The sequence below is a fragment of the Acinetobacter sp. ANC5681 genome, from assembly GCF_023488045.1.
GTDB lineage: Bacteria > Pseudomonadota > Gammaproteobacteria > Pseudomonadales > Moraxellaceae > Acinetobacter.
Genome location: NZ_JAMFKZ010000005.1, coordinates 74,405 through 90,295, shown reverse-complemented (window position 1 = coordinate 90,295; position 15,891 = coordinate 74,405). Strand labels below are relative to the sequence as shown.

At 40.2% G+C, this 15,891-nt stretch carries 15 protein-coding genes; 7 read left to right on the top strand and 8 right to left on the bottom strand.

Features of this window, described 5'->3' with window-relative positions; all coding sequences use genetic code 11:
• Positions 1 to 3 precede the first annotated feature (3 nt).
• The 5 genes from rplW to M5121_RS04880 all read right to left on the bottom strand — a co-directional run bounded on the left by rplW (position 4) and on the right by M5121_RS04880 (position 2,897).
• The gene (gene rplW, locus M5121_RS04900; RefSeq protein WP_004641070.1) at positions 4 to 324 is read right to left on the bottom strand and encodes a 50S ribosomal protein L23; all 321 of its coding nucleotides are present in this window, start codon (positions 322 to 324) and stop codon (positions 4 to 6) included.
• Positions 321 to 923, bottom strand: a complete 603-nt coding sequence (gene rplD, locus M5121_RS04895; RefSeq protein WP_004660347.1) for a 50S ribosomal protein L4 — start codon at positions 921 to 923, stop codon at positions 321 to 323. Before rplD ends, rplW begins: the two co-directional genes overlap by 4 nt.
• An 11-nt stretch (positions 924 to 934) precedes the next feature.
• Positions 935 to 1,573 carry a 50S ribosomal protein L3 gene (rplC, locus tag M5121_RS04890; RefSeq protein ID WP_004777442.1) on the bottom strand — a complete coding sequence of 213 codons (639 nt, stop codon included), beginning with the start codon at positions 1,571 to 1,573 and terminating at the stop codon, positions 935 to 937.
• 57 nt (positions 1,574 to 1,630) lie between these two features.
• The gene (gene rpsJ, locus M5121_RS04885) at positions 1,631 to 1,942 is read right to left on the bottom strand and encodes a 30S ribosomal protein S10 (protein WP_000070912.1); all 312 of its coding nucleotides are present in this window, start codon (positions 1,940 to 1,942) and stop codon (positions 1,631 to 1,633) included.
• A 226-nt stretch (positions 1,943 to 2,168) separates the two neighbouring features.
• Complete coding sequence (locus M5121_RS04880) at positions 2,169 to 2,897, bottom strand: type 1 glutamine amidotransferase (RefSeq protein ID WP_249570528.1); 729 nt, start codon at positions 2,895 to 2,897, stop codon at positions 2,169 to 2,171.
• Between the two features lie 167 nt (positions 2,898 to 3,064).
• Between M5121_RS04880 and M5121_RS04875 the strand changes: the two genes are divergently transcribed.
• The 6 genes from M5121_RS04875 (at position 3,065) to M5121_RS04850 (ending at position 9,636) form a co-directional block, all read left to right on the top strand.
• Positions 3,065 to 4,258: a PLP-dependent transferase gene (locus tag M5121_RS04875; RefSeq protein WP_249570527.1), complete on the top strand. Its 1,194-nt coding sequence runs from the start codon at positions 3,065 to 3,067 to the stop codon at positions 4,256 to 4,258.
• Positions 4,259 to 4,277: 19 nt separating this feature from the next.
• Positions 4,278 to 5,825, top strand: coding sequence for a helicase HerA-like domain-containing protein (locus M5121_RS04870; protein WP_249570526.1), 1,548 nt, complete (start codon positions 4,278 to 4,280; stop codon positions 5,823 to 5,825).
• Positions 5,826 to 5,967: 142 nt separating this feature from the next.
• A complete protein-coding gene (gene hmpA / locus M5121_RS04865) occupies positions 5,968 to 7,179 on the top strand; it encodes an NO-inducible flavohemoprotein (protein ID WP_249570525.1) in 1,212 nt (403 codons plus the stop codon).
• A gap of 79 nt (positions 7,180 to 7,258) precedes the next feature.
• Positions 7,259 to 7,711, top strand: a complete 453-nt coding sequence (locus M5121_RS04860; protein ID WP_004660334.1) for an RrF2 family transcriptional regulator — start codon at positions 7,259 to 7,261, stop codon at positions 7,709 to 7,711.
• Positions 7,712 to 7,785: 74 nt separating this feature from the next.
• The gene (gene yihA / locus M5121_RS04855; RefSeq protein WP_178882677.1) at positions 7,786 to 8,562 is read left to right on the top strand and encodes a ribosome biogenesis GTP-binding protein YihA/YsxC; all 777 of its coding nucleotides are present in this window, start codon (positions 7,786 to 7,788) and stop codon (positions 8,560 to 8,562) included.
• A gap of 129 nt (positions 8,563 to 8,691) precedes the next feature.
• Positions 8,692 to 9,636, top strand: coding sequence for a metal-dependent hydrolase (locus M5121_RS04850; protein WP_249570524.1), 945 nt, complete (start codon positions 8,692 to 8,694; stop codon positions 9,634 to 9,636).
• A gap of 57 nt (positions 9,637 to 9,693) precedes the next feature.
• Here M5121_RS04850 and M5121_RS04845 read toward each other — a convergent pair whose 3' ends face one another.
• Complete coding sequence (locus M5121_RS04845; protein WP_249570523.1) at positions 9,694 to 10,935, bottom strand: dicarboxylate/amino acid:cation symporter; 1,242 nt, start codon at positions 10,933 to 10,935, stop codon at positions 9,694 to 9,696.
• Positions 10,936 to 11,071: 136 nt separating this feature from the next.
• A complete protein-coding gene (locus M5121_RS04840; RefSeq protein ID WP_004660328.1) occupies positions 11,072 to 11,944 on the bottom strand; it encodes an acyl-CoA thioesterase in 873 nt (290 codons plus the stop codon).
• A gap of 329 nt (positions 11,945 to 12,273) precedes the next feature.
• Here M5121_RS04840 and plsB point away from each other — a divergent pair, with 329 nt between their 5' ends.
• Positions 12,274 to 14,829, top strand: coding sequence for a glycerol-3-phosphate 1-O-acyltransferase PlsB (plsB, locus tag M5121_RS04835; RefSeq protein WP_249570522.1), 2,556 nt, complete (start codon positions 12,274 to 12,276; stop codon positions 14,827 to 14,829).
• Positions 14,830 to 14,881: 52 nt separating this feature from the next.
• Here the strand turns inward: plsB and M5121_RS04830 are convergent, their stop codons facing one another.
• Positions 14,882 to 15,862 (bottom strand): putative solute-binding protein, encoded by a 981-nt coding sequence (locus M5121_RS04830; protein WP_249570521.1) that lies wholly within the window; start codon positions 15,860 to 15,862, stop codon positions 14,882 to 14,884.
• Positions 15,863 to 15,891 lie beyond the last annotated feature (29 nt).

Sequence of the window (15,891 nt, the reverse complement as noted above, 5' to 3'; positions counted from 1 at the left end):
TCCTTATTCCGCTGCGTTTTCAGCGGTATCGCCCAAGTCAGCCATTTCTACATCTTGGCCAGCTTTCAGGGTGACGTATGCTTTTTTCACATCAGAACGACGTCCTAATGTTTTACCAAAGCGTTTTGTTTTACCTTTAGTGATCGTTGTATTAATTTTTACAACTTCAACACCAAAGAGCTGCTCAACTGCTTTTTTGATTTCAAGTTTGTTTGCATTTAATGCAACTTTGAACACTTGAACACCAGCAGTATCACCTAAAACTTGTGCTTTTTCTGAGAATACTGGTCCTAATAGGACTTGATAGATACGTTCGTTGTTCATCCGAGTTCTACCTCAATTTTCTTAGCAGCAGCTACAGACATTACAACTTTATCAAATGCAATCAAGCTAACAGGATCAATAGCAGTAGCATCAACCACATCAACATGTGGAAGGTTGCGAGCTGCAAGATACAAGTTCTCATCTACAGCATCTGTAATGATCAATGCACGAGTTGCATTCAAGTCTGTAAGTTTTGCAAGCAAGTCTTTAGTTTTTGGAGCTGCAACAGCAAACTCTTCAACTAATACAAGACGATCTTGGCGAACAAGTTCAGCTAAGATACATTGCATTGCACCGCGATACATCTTACGGTTTACTTTTTGAGACCAATCTTGTGGGCGAGCAGCAAAAGTTTTACCACCACCAACCCAGATAGGGCTACGAATAGAACCCGCACGAGCGCGACCAGTACCTTTTTGACGGAATGGTTTTTTACCACCGCCAGAAACGTCTGCACGTGATTTCTGAGCTTTCGAACCTTGACGACCACCAGCTAAGTAAGCTGTAACAACTTGGTGTACAAGCGCTTCGTTAAACTCACGTCCGAAAGCAACTTCAGACAATTCAACAGCAGAGCCGGAAACAGTTTTTAAATTCACAGTATTTCCCCTCAGGCCTTGATGGTAGGACGTACAATAACGTCACCATTCGTTGCACCAGGAACAGCACCTTTAACAACTAAAACAGAACGTTCAGCGTCAATAGATACAATTTCAAGACCTTGAACTGTTACGCGTTCATCACCTAAGTGACCAGCCATTTTCTTGCCTTTGAACACGCGACCAGGAGTCTGGTTTTGACCTGTAGAACCTAATACACGGTGAGATACGGAGTTACCATGAGTAGCATCTTGCGTACGGAAATTCCAACGCTTAACACCACCTTGGAAGCCTTTACCTTTTGATTGACCAGTTACATCAACAATTTGACCAACTGTGAACAAATCAACACCGATAGAAGCACCAACTTCACGGCCTTCAAGCTCAGCTTCAGTAACACGGAACTCTTTAACTAAACGACCAGCAGCAACACCCGCTTTCGCGAAGTGGCCTTTCTGAGCGTTAGTTACGCGCGATTCGCGACGTTCACCAGTAGTTACTTGAATTGCTTGATAACCATCAGTTTCAAGTGTTTTGATTTGCGTAATGCGGTTTGGATCGACTTCGATCACTGTTACTGGAACAGAAACACCTGCTTCAGTAAAGATGCGAGTCATACCACATTTGCGACCGACTAAACCAATAGCCATGTGCATAAACCTCTAAAAAAGCGGCCTAATTAACTTAGAGTTAATTAACCGAAAGCCTTAACCCAAAGCGATCTGAACATCAACACCAGCAGCAAGATCTAACTTCATCAATGCATCAACAGTTTTATCTGTAGGTTGAACGATGTCGATCAGGCGTTTATAAGTGCGGATTTCATACTGGTCACGAGCGTCTTTGTTGACGTGTGGTGAAGTAAGAACGTTGAAGCGTTCGATGCGAGTAGGCATCGGGATTGGACCACACACTTGTGCGCCAGTACGCTTAGCGGTTTCTACGATCTCTTGAGCAGATTGATCAATCAGGCGATGATCAAAAGACTTCAAACGGATACGAATTCTCTGGTTAGACATACCAGTAAACTCCAAGCCAAAAATATAAAGAATCACCCATGACGCACCTCACCTTATTGGCAAGTGTCAAGGGCAGTGAAAATCACTAAGGTCATGATCGATGCCACGACTGTAATGCGTTAACTACTTTCTTCGTAGTGAACGCCCTCCATTTGAGGGTCGCCCATTATAACGATTGTTTAAGTCTTATGCAATTCTTCTTTTATTTTTTTAGTTTTATAGTTGATTAAGCATTCACCACATACTCTATTGCTCGATTTAGTAATTGATTACCCTGTTCAAACTTACTTTTAATCGTTTTTTTTAATTCTGCGATTGGCTGAACATATTCACCATTAAATACCGCACTATCTTCTTCATTTTCAATCAATAATTGCAAAGCATGTGGTGTTATTTCAGGATGAAATTGAAACCCCAGTACATTGCGCCCAATTTGATACATTTGATTTTGACAAACATTATTCTGCGCTAAACGGACTCCTCCACGGGGTATTTCGAAGGTTTCGCTATGCCACTGCATAATGTTAATTTTTTCTGGTATTTGAAAATAATTTTCGGGTATGTGTGAAACACGACCTACATCCATCCAACCCAGTTCTTGGTGTTGATTTCGACTCACAGATGCACCAAGTGCATTAGCAATCAGTTGTGCCCCTAAACATAAACCAATCGCAGGTTTACCCGCAGAGAGATAACGTCTTAACCATCTTTTTTCCAATTTTAACCAAGGATAATTTGCTTCGTCATTCACACTCATGGTTCCCCCCATAATGATCAGCAAATCAACTTCATCAATATTAGGTAGGGCCTCCAATTCAAGAGATAAATCAACGGGTAAAGCAAAGAACTCTGTGGCGGTAATTTTTGCTTGATGTTCCTTTAAATAGTCATAGCAACTGCCAAAACCTTCACCAGCAATGTGCTGAAAATAATGCACTCTTAAATGCGACTTCATGCGCGTAAACCTATTGTAGTTAGAATGATAATTAGTCTTAGCAAAAATAAAGCCAGTTTTGACTAAAAGCTTTGATTCGTAACGATTCTGTACAAAATATGCAAATGACTAGCAGGATTCGATATTTTCTCTTAACCTAAATCATTCTATTGATTTAATTTTGCCCCATGACTAAACAAAATAGCTTACAAACCACACTCATTCATGCACCACGCCAAGCTCCCCAATACATAGAAACGATTCAACCTCCCCTATTTCGTGCATCAACGATTATTTTTAAAACAACAGCGCACCTTTTTGATCGCCACTGGACTGACCCTTATGATTATAGTTATGGCACACACGGTACACCGACGACGTTTACATTAGGAGATAATATTGCTCGAATTGAAGGTGGAAATTATTGTTTACTTGCACCCAGTGGCTTATCTGCAATCAATTTAGTAAATAGTACTTTTTTAAGCTCAGGGGATGAAGTTTGGGTTGCAGACAATATTTATGGCCCAAATCTGGAACACTTAAAGAATCTGCAAGACCGCTACGGCATTCACGTCAAAATCTACAACCCAATTGATGCGAATAGCTTTCAACCAACTGAAAAAGCTAAATTAATTTGGCTGGAGGCGGCAGGTTCTGTCACCTTAGAATTTCCCGACCTCAAAAATCTGGTTAAAAAAGCACAGCAAGCGAAGGTTCTGACAGCATTGGATAACACATGGGGTGCTGGACTGGCCTTTAATGCCTTTGATTTTTCAGATGAGCATTTGTCTGTGGACATCACTATACATGCACTCACCAAATACCCAAGCGGTGGTGGCGATATTTTAATGGGTTCAGTGGTTACACGAGATCCGCAATTACATCATAAACTGTACCGTATGCATGCAACCCAAGGGATCTGTGTTTCAGGCGATGATACCGCACAAATTCAACGCAGCTTGGCTCATATGCCACTTCGTTATGAACAACAATCTAACAGTGCAATAGCAGTGCTTGATTGGCTAAAGCAACAATCTCAATTTTGCCAAGTTTTACATCCAAGTGATACCAACTCAGCAGGCCATTTATTTTGGCAACAAGTCTGTGAAACAGGAAAAAGTGCAGGTTTAGTCAGTGTCATTTTCAAACCTGAATATGATCTCGCAGCGATTCGAAAATTCTGCGATAGCTTAAACTTATTTAAGTTGGGATTCAGTTGGGGCGGCCCTGTCAGCCTTGTTATGCTTTATAATTTAAAACAGATGCGAGAACTAGAAAATACACATTTACAACAAGGTTTATTGATTCGCTTCTGCATAGGACTAGAACATCCAAACGATTTAATCCAAGATATTCAAAACGCACTAAAACAACTCGAATGAAATAAAGCATAGGTGAAGAATGAATACACCCATTATTATTGCAAAAAAAACCACAGATACAACGCAAGATATTGTTTTACATTCTCAATTTGCAAACCGCCACGGTTTAATTGCAGGTGCGACAGGCACAGGTAAAACAGTGACTCTGAAGGTATTGGCCGAAAGTTTCTCACGGCTGGGCGTACCTGTCTTTTTGGCAGATGCTAAAGGTGATGTCTCTAGTTTGGCTAAAGCAGGAAGTAGCAACCCCAAATTTGATGAGCGTTTAAAAAACTTACAACTTGAACCCATTCCATTTGCTGCTTCCCCTGTTATTTTTTGGGATTTATTTGGGCAACAAGGTCATCCTATTCGTACCACAATTTCAGAAATTGGTCCGTTACTTTTGGCACAAATACTCAATCTGAATGACACACAAGAAGGCGTTCTTTCGGCCGTTTTCCGCGTTGCAGATGATCAAGGGCTTTTATTAATTGATTTCAAAGACCTTAAAGCCATGCTGACCTATGTCAGCGAAAATGCAGCCGAATTAAAAGCTGAATATGGCAACCTTTCTCCAGCTAGTCTTGGGGCAATTCAACGCAATTTACTGGCTTTAGGTGATCAAGGTGGAGAGCAATTTTTTGGTGAGCCTAGCCTGAATATTCTCGATTTTATTCAGACCGATACCAATGGTCATGGCTATATCAATATCTTAGCTGCCGACAAGTTGATGAATACCCCGAAGCTTTATGCCACATTCCTGTTATGGATGCTTTCTGAGCTATTTGAGCAGCTTCCAGAAGTTGGCGATATGGATAAGCCGAAACTGGTGTTCTTCTTCGATGAGGCTCATTTGTTATTTGATAATGCCAGTCCAGGCTTGCAACAGAAAATCGAACAGGTAGTTCGCCTGATTCGCTCTAAAGGCGTGGGAATTTATTTTATTACCCAAAACCCACTGGATTTACCAGAAAGTGTCTTAGGGCAATTAGGCAACCGTGTGCAACATGCCTTACGTGCATTTACTCCAAAAGATCAAAAGGCGGTCAAAACCGCAGCGGATACCTTTCGAGCCAATCCAGCATTCAAAGTTGATCAAGCGATTACAGAACTTGCTGTAGGTGAAGCATTAATTAGTTGTCTAGATGAGCAAGGGACACCGCAAATTGTAGAGCGCGGTTGGGTCATGCCACCTTACTCTTCATTTACGCCAATCACGCCAGAAGAACGCCAAATTATTATTTCGCAAAGTATTGTTGCAGGGGTTTATGATCAAGCTGTGGATCGTGATAGTGCTTATGAAATGCTGCAAAAGAAAGTGCTACAACAGTCTCAACAAAAACAGGCAGATGAATTAGAAAAGCAGCAAAGCAAAGAACAAGATGCTTTAGCCAAACAACAGGCGAAAGAACAAGAACGCTTTGCAAAAGAGCAACAAAAAGCCGCAGAGAAAGCACAACGAGATCGAGAGAAACTCACCCAAGATATTGTGGGAACTTTTGCAAAAAGTGCGGCTCGTAGCTTGGGCGGCTCTACAGGTCAAAAGATCGTTCGCGGTTTACTTGGCTCATTATTTGGCAAATAAAAATCTTTATTATTTTAAAAATCAGAGGATAATCATTTATCCCCTATTTTTTTTATGGTTTAATCAAAACAGATCTTGCAAATAAATTTTATAAGGTATATTTTAAATATATCTTATAAATGATAGCCAAGAGAGATCACCCATGACTCCGCAGCAAATTGACCTTGTAAAAGCAACTGTACCTGTACTCCGTGAAAATGGTGTGGCACTCACGGGTTACTTTTACAACCGTATGTTAGGTAATAACCCCGAATTAAAAGAAACCTTCAATATGGGACATCAACGTAGTGGTGCACAAGCACAAGCACTTGCGGGTGCTGTACTAGCTTATGCGGAAAATATTGAAGATCCTTCTGTACTTTTACCTGTGGTCGAATTAATTGCACACAAACATGTGAGCTTGAATATTCAATCACCTGATTACAGTATTGTGGGTGAGAACCTACTGCACTCTATCAGTGAAGTACTGAATATCTCGATGGAAGATCCATTGATTGGTGCATGGGCGGCCGCTTATGGTCAATTAGCTGACTTATTTATTAGCACTGAAAAAGCGATCTATGATCAACATCAACAAACCAAAGGCAGTTGGTTAGGTTGGCGTAATTTCAAAATTGCCAAAAAAGTCGTTGAAAGCGATGAAATTACTTCATTCTATTTAGCTCCTGTGGATGGTGGTGAATTACCTAAATATGAAGCGGGTCAATACATTTCAGTCCGTGTATTTGTTGAGGAACTAGGTTTAAGACAGCCACGTCAATACACCCTTTCAACAAGTCCTCAAGCAGATTACTTACGTATTTCAGTCAAACGTGAGGATGAAAAAGGTGAGTTAGCAGGTGGTTGGGTATCAAGCACCTTACATGGCTTGGCTGAGGGTTCAGAAATTGAGGTGTCTGCACCTACAGGCAACTTCTACCTGATTGATAGCAAAAAACGTAATGTGTTTATCAGTGGTGGTGTAGGTTTAACGCCAATGATTGCTATGCTGAATCAATTAGTGACAGAAGATATGCCTCAGCCTGTCAGCTTTATTCATGCCTGCCGTAGCAGTCAGGTGCATGCCATGAAACAGCATATTCATGAGTTAAAGGCAAAATATCCACGCCTGAGCACATTTACTGCCTATGAGTTCCCACATGAAAGTGATGTGCTAGGTGAAGATTATGACGTTGCTGGCCGTCTGGATTTAGCAGCGATGGATGCCGCTTTACTGCCAATCAATGCAGACTATTATCTGTGTGGTCCAATGCCATTTATGGCAGAGCAGCATAAAGCTTTAGTTGCTCGTGGCATCCCTGCTGAAAATATCCATAGCGAAGCATTCGGTACGGGTGGCGTAAAACTCAGCTAATCGTTGCTGCGTTTTGCATAGGGCTAGTCTATGTTAGACTAGCCCTTTCTGTTTAAAGCAATAAATTGAGTGAAAACCCATGCAACTCAATAAGTTTACTGATTATGCACTCAGAATTTTAATGTATGTCGCTCGTCCGAGTGATGTACCGTATACGATTGCAGATATTGCACGGGACTTGCATGTATCCCAAAACCATTTAGTGAAAATCGTTCACTTCATGGGAAAACAGCATTGGATTGTAACGATTCGCGGCAAAGGCGGTGGACTTCGTTTAAATCCAGAGGCTAAAAGTCTAAAATTGGGTGAGATTGTTCGTATCTTACAAGGCAATCATCAAATCGTAGAATGTAATACGCCACCTTGCGTTTTACGCTCTCATTGCGGACTTAAAAGTATTTTGGATCAAGCTTTAGAATGTTTTTATCAAAGCCTTGATCAATATACACTTGGAGAAGTGGTGCAATATGGCATTCTTCCCTCTTCTACAAATTCAAATATTGATTTTTTACAACTCGTTCAAAAAGCCTAAACATCAAGATTCGCACGAATCTCTCACATCCTTTATAATAGTCGTTGCTATTTCAATTCAAAAAGTAAGCTTCTATGCGTCGTAGTGAAAAATCGAAAGACACCAAAGCCAAACTCGCACCTAAACAAAAAATCAGTTATGAAAAAAAGACTGATCCTGCTGTAACCGCATATGCAGTGCAGTCTTTGACTTGGTTACGCCAAGCTGAATTTTTGATGAGTGCGCCTAAACTGGATTTGTGCGTAGAAGATACAGGTTATGAAATCGCATTTGCAGGACGTTCCAATGCAGGAAAATCGAGTGCAATTAATGCTTTAACTAATCAAAAGCAACTCGCACGCGCTTCAAAAAGACCGGGGCGCACGCAAATGATTAACTTTTTTAGCTTAGGTAATCCAGATCAACGTTTGGTCGATTTACCAGGTTATGGTTATGCGGCTGTACCTGAAGCCATGAAAATCGTATGGCAGAAAGAACTTGAGAACTATCTAATCCATCGTAAAAGCTTACAAGGCTTAGTACTGTTAATGGACATCCGCCATCCATTACAACATTTTGACTTAATGATGCTGGAATGGGCACATTCACGCCATTTGTTTGTGCATATCCTGCTTACTAAAGCCGATAAATTAAACCGTGGCCCTGCCAATAAAGTACTATTAGAAATTAAGCAGCAGTTGAAGAAAATGAAACTTGATTTCTCGATTCAATTATTCTCTTCACTCAATCGAATTGGTTTAGAAGAATTAGCAAGCGTCATGGGTGGCCGTTTAAATTTCACACTTGATCAACCAGCAGAATTTGACCTTGATCAGATCCCAGAAGCTTCAGAAGTAGACGTCGAAGAATAAATAATGCATTTTATACAACTTGATGCATTAAATAATTTCTAATTGTCCCGAATTGCTAAACACAAACACTAAGTAGTTTTCATATACTGCTTAGTGTTGGTTCATTGCACTATCGATTAGGACTGAACGATGAAATTACTATCATTTATGAAGAACAAAGTGCTTGGTTCTTCGATTGACTATAAAATTCTCCCACGCAAAGTGAAATTTGACTGGAAAAAAACACCAGTGGATTGGATTCCAAACCAGCCTTATGCCAGTTATTTTATTAATGAAATTAACAATATTTTGCCTGCTGGTGAGTTTTGGTTCTGCCGCTTATACAACAAAGTTCTTCCAGAAATTACTGATGAAAAATTAAAACAAGACGTTCAAGCATTTATTCGCCAAGAAGCGATGCATGCGGTTGCACATACGTCTGCGAACAAAGAATATCTTAGCCAACGTAATATTGATATTCAGCGTAATCTCGATATTATGGATTTCTTATTTAACAAAGCTTTAGCTGATAAGCCTTTTGGTAAAGAAGTTCCTAAAATACTTGACCATCAATGGGATTTGTTCCGTCTAGGCATCATTGCAACAGTTGAACACATGACTTGTGTATTGGGTAAATACGCACTGTATAACAAACGTTGGGAAGAGCTCGGTGCCGATCCTGAAATGATTGATCTGATTAAATGGCATGGTTCTGAAGAAATCGAACATCGTACCGTTGCCTTTGACCTTTACCGTCATTTGGGCGGAGGTTATATCGCACGCTACTACCTCAGTGTTGCCGTGATTATTGGCGTACTGGGCTTGTGGGTGGATGGCGCGGCACATATCATGGATCAAGATCCTCGTTTTACCGACAAAAAACCAAGTTTATTTAGACCATGGGTTTGGATGGAGTGGTACAAAATTGGTCGTCAAGATAATCAGGTTTTACCAAATCCAATTTGGTTAGTCGCTCAACAAATCGACTATCTCATGCCTTGGTATAATCCTGTGAAAGAAGGTAATACTCAAGATGCGGTGAATTATTTAAATAATTCACCGGCAGCAAAACGCGCTTTACAACAAGCTGCATAAGCATTTCAATAAAAAAGCAGGAGTCTTCTCCTGCTTTTTTTTATTTCTTAAATCGCATCAACTTGATTCAACTTCTGCTTGCTTAGCATAACGATCAACAACAACACTGATCATCATATCACCCTGTACATTCACTACTGTTCGTACAGTATCTAATACTCGATCAATCGGTAATAAAATCGCAATCGCTTCCGCAGGCAAACCAACTGATTGTAAAACCATAATCATGGTCACCATACCTGCGCTGGGAATACCTGGTGCTCCCAATGAAGCAATCATGGCAGTTAAACATATGATAATTTGCTGTGTTAAGCTCAAGTCCAAGCCCATCAAATTTGCAATAAACAAAGCAGCGGCTGCCTCATAAAGTGCAGTACCATCCATATTTAATTGTGTTCCTAAAGGAATCACAAATCCTGCCGTCTGTGGTCGCACACCTAAATTTTCTTGTGCACATTTCATACTGAGTGGCATCGTCGCAGAACTTGAACTGGTCGCAAATGCAGTGACCAAAGCTGTGCGTGCACCTTTAAAGAAAGTGATTGGATTCATTTTTCCAAAAATCCAAAGTAATGCCGGCAAAACAACAGCACCGTGAAAAATCGTTGTTCCTGTGACAACCATTGCGAATTCCACCAAACGACTTAACACGGAAAGATCTTCGGTCGCGATCAATTTAGCAAGCAATGCAAAAATACCGATTGGGGCTAGCTTCATCACCCAACCCACAAGCATCATCATCATGACAAAGAATTGTTGGCAGGTATTGCGAACCAAACCAAAGCTTTCACCCCCTTTGACTAATGCGACTCCAAGGAATAACGCAAAGACCACAACTGCAAGTACATTACCCTCACTAAATGCTTTAAAAGGATTGATTAAGGTATTTTGGATAAAACTGGTCAGAAAACTTGAAGGCGTCAGCGTATCTGGCGTCTGATGGTTTTGCATGGCTTCTTGGAAGATTTGAATATCTACGCCTTTGCCTACTTCAAATAGATGTGCACAACTAATCCCTAAAATCAAAGCTAAGGTTGTCGTCGTGAGGCAGCTTAATGCTGTAATTTTCCAAACTCGTCCAAATTGTCCACCAGCCTGTAAATTTGAAACACCTACAACGATCGAACTAAAAATAAGTGGGATGAGCAACATTTTTAGTAAACCAATAAAAATACTGCTTAAAATCCCCAGCCCATACAAACTATGTTCAGCAAAACTAGTCTGCGGATACAAAGTTAAGAAGAACCCATATATAACACCCAGTACGGCTGCGATTAGAATTTGTGTATTTAAATTCATTCTGATTAATAAAATATTTTAGCTTGTGGGTACTATGGCACGCTCACATTGAAGAATCGAGCAATTTTTTGTCACAACCTTATGACAAAAAAAGCCATCTAAACGATGGCTTTTTTTTGAATTTTTCAAATCGAATTTACTGGGTTTCAATTTCTCTCAATCGAATTAGACCCTCTTGCACAGTGCTACATACCAGCTGACCATTCTGCCACATGCGTCCAAAATTCAGACCACGTGAACTGGCACTAATCGTTGCTTCCATATCGTAAAGCATCCAATCATCAGCACGTAACGGGCGATGGAAGTAAATGGTATGATCAATGCTTGCACATTGTAAATTTGGCGAAATCCAAGATAACCCGTGTGGACGCAGTGCTGTGGTCATCAAAGTAAAATCTGAATAAAACGCAACGATGGCTTGATGTAATGACACGTCATCAACATTTTCTGCAATACGATCATGGGTACGAATGTAGTGCGCATAATATGGTGCTTCAGGCTGCGGCTGAAAAGGATTAACTGGTCGAGTTGGTCTGATTTCAACATGACGTTCGCGCATAAAACTCGTACGTGCATTTTCTGGGACGAAATTGAGCATACTTTCCTTTAATTCTTTCTCAGACTTCAGCTCTTCAGGACTCGGATACTCTGGTTCTTTATGTTGATAATTTAAGCCTTCTTCTGGATTGGCAAAAGATACCATCGCCGAGAAAATTGTACGTCCATGTTGGATCGCACGCACTTGTCGACTTGCAAAACTTTTACCATCTCGCAATGGATCAACTTCATAAATGATCGGTGCATCGACATCACCACCATATAAAAAATAAGCATGCAACGAATGTGCTGGACGGTTTGTGGTATATGATGCCGCTCTTAATGCTTGTCCAAGAACTTGCCCACCGAATACTCGTTTCCCAACCAAATTGCGACTGTTGCCTCTGAAAATATGTTCTTCCAACTTTTCCAAAGTCAAAAGCTCAACCAGTTCTTGAGTTAACGCATTCATGTAATAGCCTTCCAACATCAATGAGGAGAGATCAACTAATCCATTCAGGATTGATCATTTCGATTGTGCCACAAATTCCAATAAATATGCTCAGGATAAAATGATTCATCCGTCACATTAATCTTTATTTATAAGCGCTAAAAATACGATTTTTAACGATAAAATCCACCAAATACGCTATATTTTGTCAGAAAATAACATATCGTTTCATGACAGAATATCGCAGAATGTCGTGTTGACGTTTGTGTTCATCGAGCTATGCCGTACGCTGTGGTTTTACGGCACTATAACAACGCCTCATGCTCAAGGTTATCATTTAGGAGTCTGTAATGTCCAAGACTGGATTTGGTCAAATGTATCGCCAACTGTCGAGTAAGTTACTTGACCTTGTGGTCACTCCACATGTTCTTGGTGAAGTTCCTACAGAATCAACAACAACTGAGCAAAGCACACCAGATTCAAATAAAGTGATTTGCTATGTACTACAAAATTATTCACGTAGTAATGCTCTGGTAGTTGATGGTGAAACACGTCGCCTTCATCTAAAGCCAGCTTTGGATGCCATGAGTTTTGGAACTTATCATGAAAAAAACTCGATTCTATTTTTACATCAGAATGAAAATAACTTTTTTAATACTCAAACATATCCCCCACGCCTTCTACAGTTGATCGAAGCATTAGAACAAAATCAAGAAGTAGATGTTCAATTAGTTCCCGTTACAGTACTTTGGGGACGCTCACCTGATAAAGAAGATTCATGGTTTAAATTATTATTTTCTGATACTTGGGCAACACCAGGTACTGTTAAGCAACTCATGAATATTGGCTTACATGGGCGTGATTCATATTTAGAATTCCATGAACCTCAATCTCTACGTGAATTGGTAGATTATGCCAAGAGACATCATCCAAACATCTCTCCTGCCACGTATATCGCAAGTTCACTAGATGGCTACCTAGACCAGCAACGCGAAGTGGTACTTGGGCCTGACTTGTCAGACCGCCGCAACGTGATGCAGTCTATCATTAAGGCACCCGATGTACAGGATGCCATTCGCCGTGAAAGCATTCAGCATAAAATCAGCATGCTTGAGGCAGAACGCCGCGCAATTGGCTATGTCAATGAAATCGTTTCTGATTATTCAGCGTCAGCAGTACGCTTCGCAGATATGGCTTTAACACGATTATGGACACAACTGTATGACGGCGTTGAAGTTCATAATTTCAGTACAGTTCGCGAACTTGCGAAAGACTATGAGATTATTTACACACCCTGCCACCGTAGCCATATTGACTATTTATTACTGTCTTATGTGATTTACAAACGTGGCTTGATGATTCCATATATTGCTGCGGGTGATAACCTAAACTTACCCTTTGTAGGTCAGTTATTACGTGGAGGTGGTGCATTTTTCATACGCCGATCTTTCCGCGGAAATGCACTATATACATCTGTATTCAAAGAATATTTATACAGCATTCTATCACGCAATACGCCTATCGAGTACTTCATTGAAGGTGGTCGTTCACGTACTGGTCGCTTGCTACCACCGAAGACAGGTATGCTTGCAATGACCGTACATGGTCATTTACGTGGTCGTGCTAAGCCAATCGTATTCTTACCGACGTATATTGGGTATGAGCGCTTGATGGAAGGCTCAACTTATGTAGGTGAAATGCAAGGTAAGCCAAAAGAAGCAGAATCAATTTTCGGTATCGTCAAAACTTTACGTAAAATTGAAAGAATTTTTGGCAAGGTACACGTTAACTTTGGTGAACCTGTTTTCCTCGATGATATTTTAAAGCAGCATAATGCGGATAAAATTCAAATCGAAAAAAATGATGCGCCAATTCCAGCTGAAGTATCAAATGTTGTTTCAAGCTCAGCTAATGTTATTTTAGAAAATATTAATCGCGCAGTGGTCATCAACCCTGTTTCATTATTATCTTTGATCTTATTAGCAACACCAAAACATACATTAGATGAAGAGATCTGTGCGAAACAACTTGATATTTATCGTGATTTAGCGACTCAACAACCGTATGACGAACGCACACAAGTCACTTCTTTATCAGGTAAAGAAATCATTGCTTATGGCTTAAAGCTCAAACTAATCAAACGTGTGCAGCATGTTCTAGGTGATATTATTGCCATAGAAGACAATCAAGCCGTTTTATTAACCTATTTCCGTAACAACATCTTACATGCTTTTGTCTTACCATCACTGGTTGCATCATTGGTTGAACATAACGGTAAGATTAATAAAACAGATTTAAGCAATGTGATTCGTACATTGTATCCATTCTTAAAAGCCGAATTATTCATGAAGTGGAAAGCTTCTGAATTGCAACAGCACATTGATAACTATATCAACGCACTTGTTAAAATTGGTCTAATTTTCCAAGATCATGATAGCAACTTATTTAGCCCAACACCAAACAGTGAAGAGCATCAGAAACTTTTGACTTTAGGCATGCCAGTTAAACAAAGCTTAGAGCGTTACTACATGACGCTTGCACTGATCACCCAACGTGGTTCTGGCAATATCTCCACCAAACAGGTTGAGGAGCTGAGTCACTTATTGGGTCAACGTCTGTCTGTGCTGTATGAATTTAACTCACCAGAGTTCTTTGACAAGGCACTGTTCCAAAGCTTTATTAAGGTGCTAACTCAGCAGAATTATATTCGCAACAATGAACAGGGCTTCATTGAATATGATGACAACTTTAGTGAGATGGCGGCAGGTGCTCAATTGGTGCTGGATGAGGCGACCTTGCAGATGTTGCAGCACATTACAACATTTACAGATAAAGAACTTGCAACCGCTTTAGAAGCAATGGCTTCTCAACAGGCAAAACGTCGTTTAAAACGCAAGAAAGCTTAATGTTTCGGTATTCACTTTTGATGGGTTAGTCAAAAAAATTGGCTAACCCAATTTATTTGCGGCATTCTAAATATTTCGGATCATCTAGACATCTGAGTCGTTTGATTAGCTCGACAAAATAGGCATCGTAGTAACCGGAATCCACATAACGATTACGAATCTTAGCAACCAGCGCCTCATAGCCCTGCTTTTCATAACCCGAAATATCAGCCCAATAATACGCTGGTAAATGATTTTCCCATTGCATTGCTTGTGCAGCTAAAACATTACTATTTTTTACAAACCAAGTTCGGATTTGGTGTCCAAAACCATTGGGATACGCTTGAGGTCGAATCACAATATTAATTGCGAAATACGCGACTGGAAAATTGACAACTTGGGTCGATTCACCAAACTCTTTTTTCAAGTTATAAGGTAATACGCCATACGCTGGTGCAGCCAATATATCGATCTTCTTTTGCTTGAAAGAATCAACTGCCGTAGCAAAATCCACATAAACAGGTTTTGCCGATACACTTTGTACCAATGCCAATTGAGGCGGATTATTTTCCAAAATACCAATGGTCTTATTCTTTAATTGTGAAACTTTCCTGATCTGCTGAGTATTCATGGTCATATATGCCGTGCCAATTGGAATCATGCCTAGCACTTCATAATTTTGATCTAGCATACGTTTTTCGACATTTGGATTGGTCAATAGCTGCAACAACATACGTGCAACACGATTGTTTGAAATCAAACCAATTCCACCGGTACTTCCCATAAAATGGTTGTAACGATAGGTATGAAAATTAGATGCCACTAAACCTGAACATTTATTTTGATCAAATGCCTGAATCGCATTTTTTTCATCCTTAAAAGTATCAAACTTTAACTGAGTTTTATGTTGAAGTGCATAGAGACGAATATCTTGTAAACGACGACTAATATCGCCCTGAGTTCCCAATGGATCAAACACACACCATGTTTGTGCGCCCGCCCAACTGTTTGTTGCCACCAATCCCAGCATCATCGTAAAAATTATTTTTCTCATATCCACCCCTTAATGCCTCATCACAAACC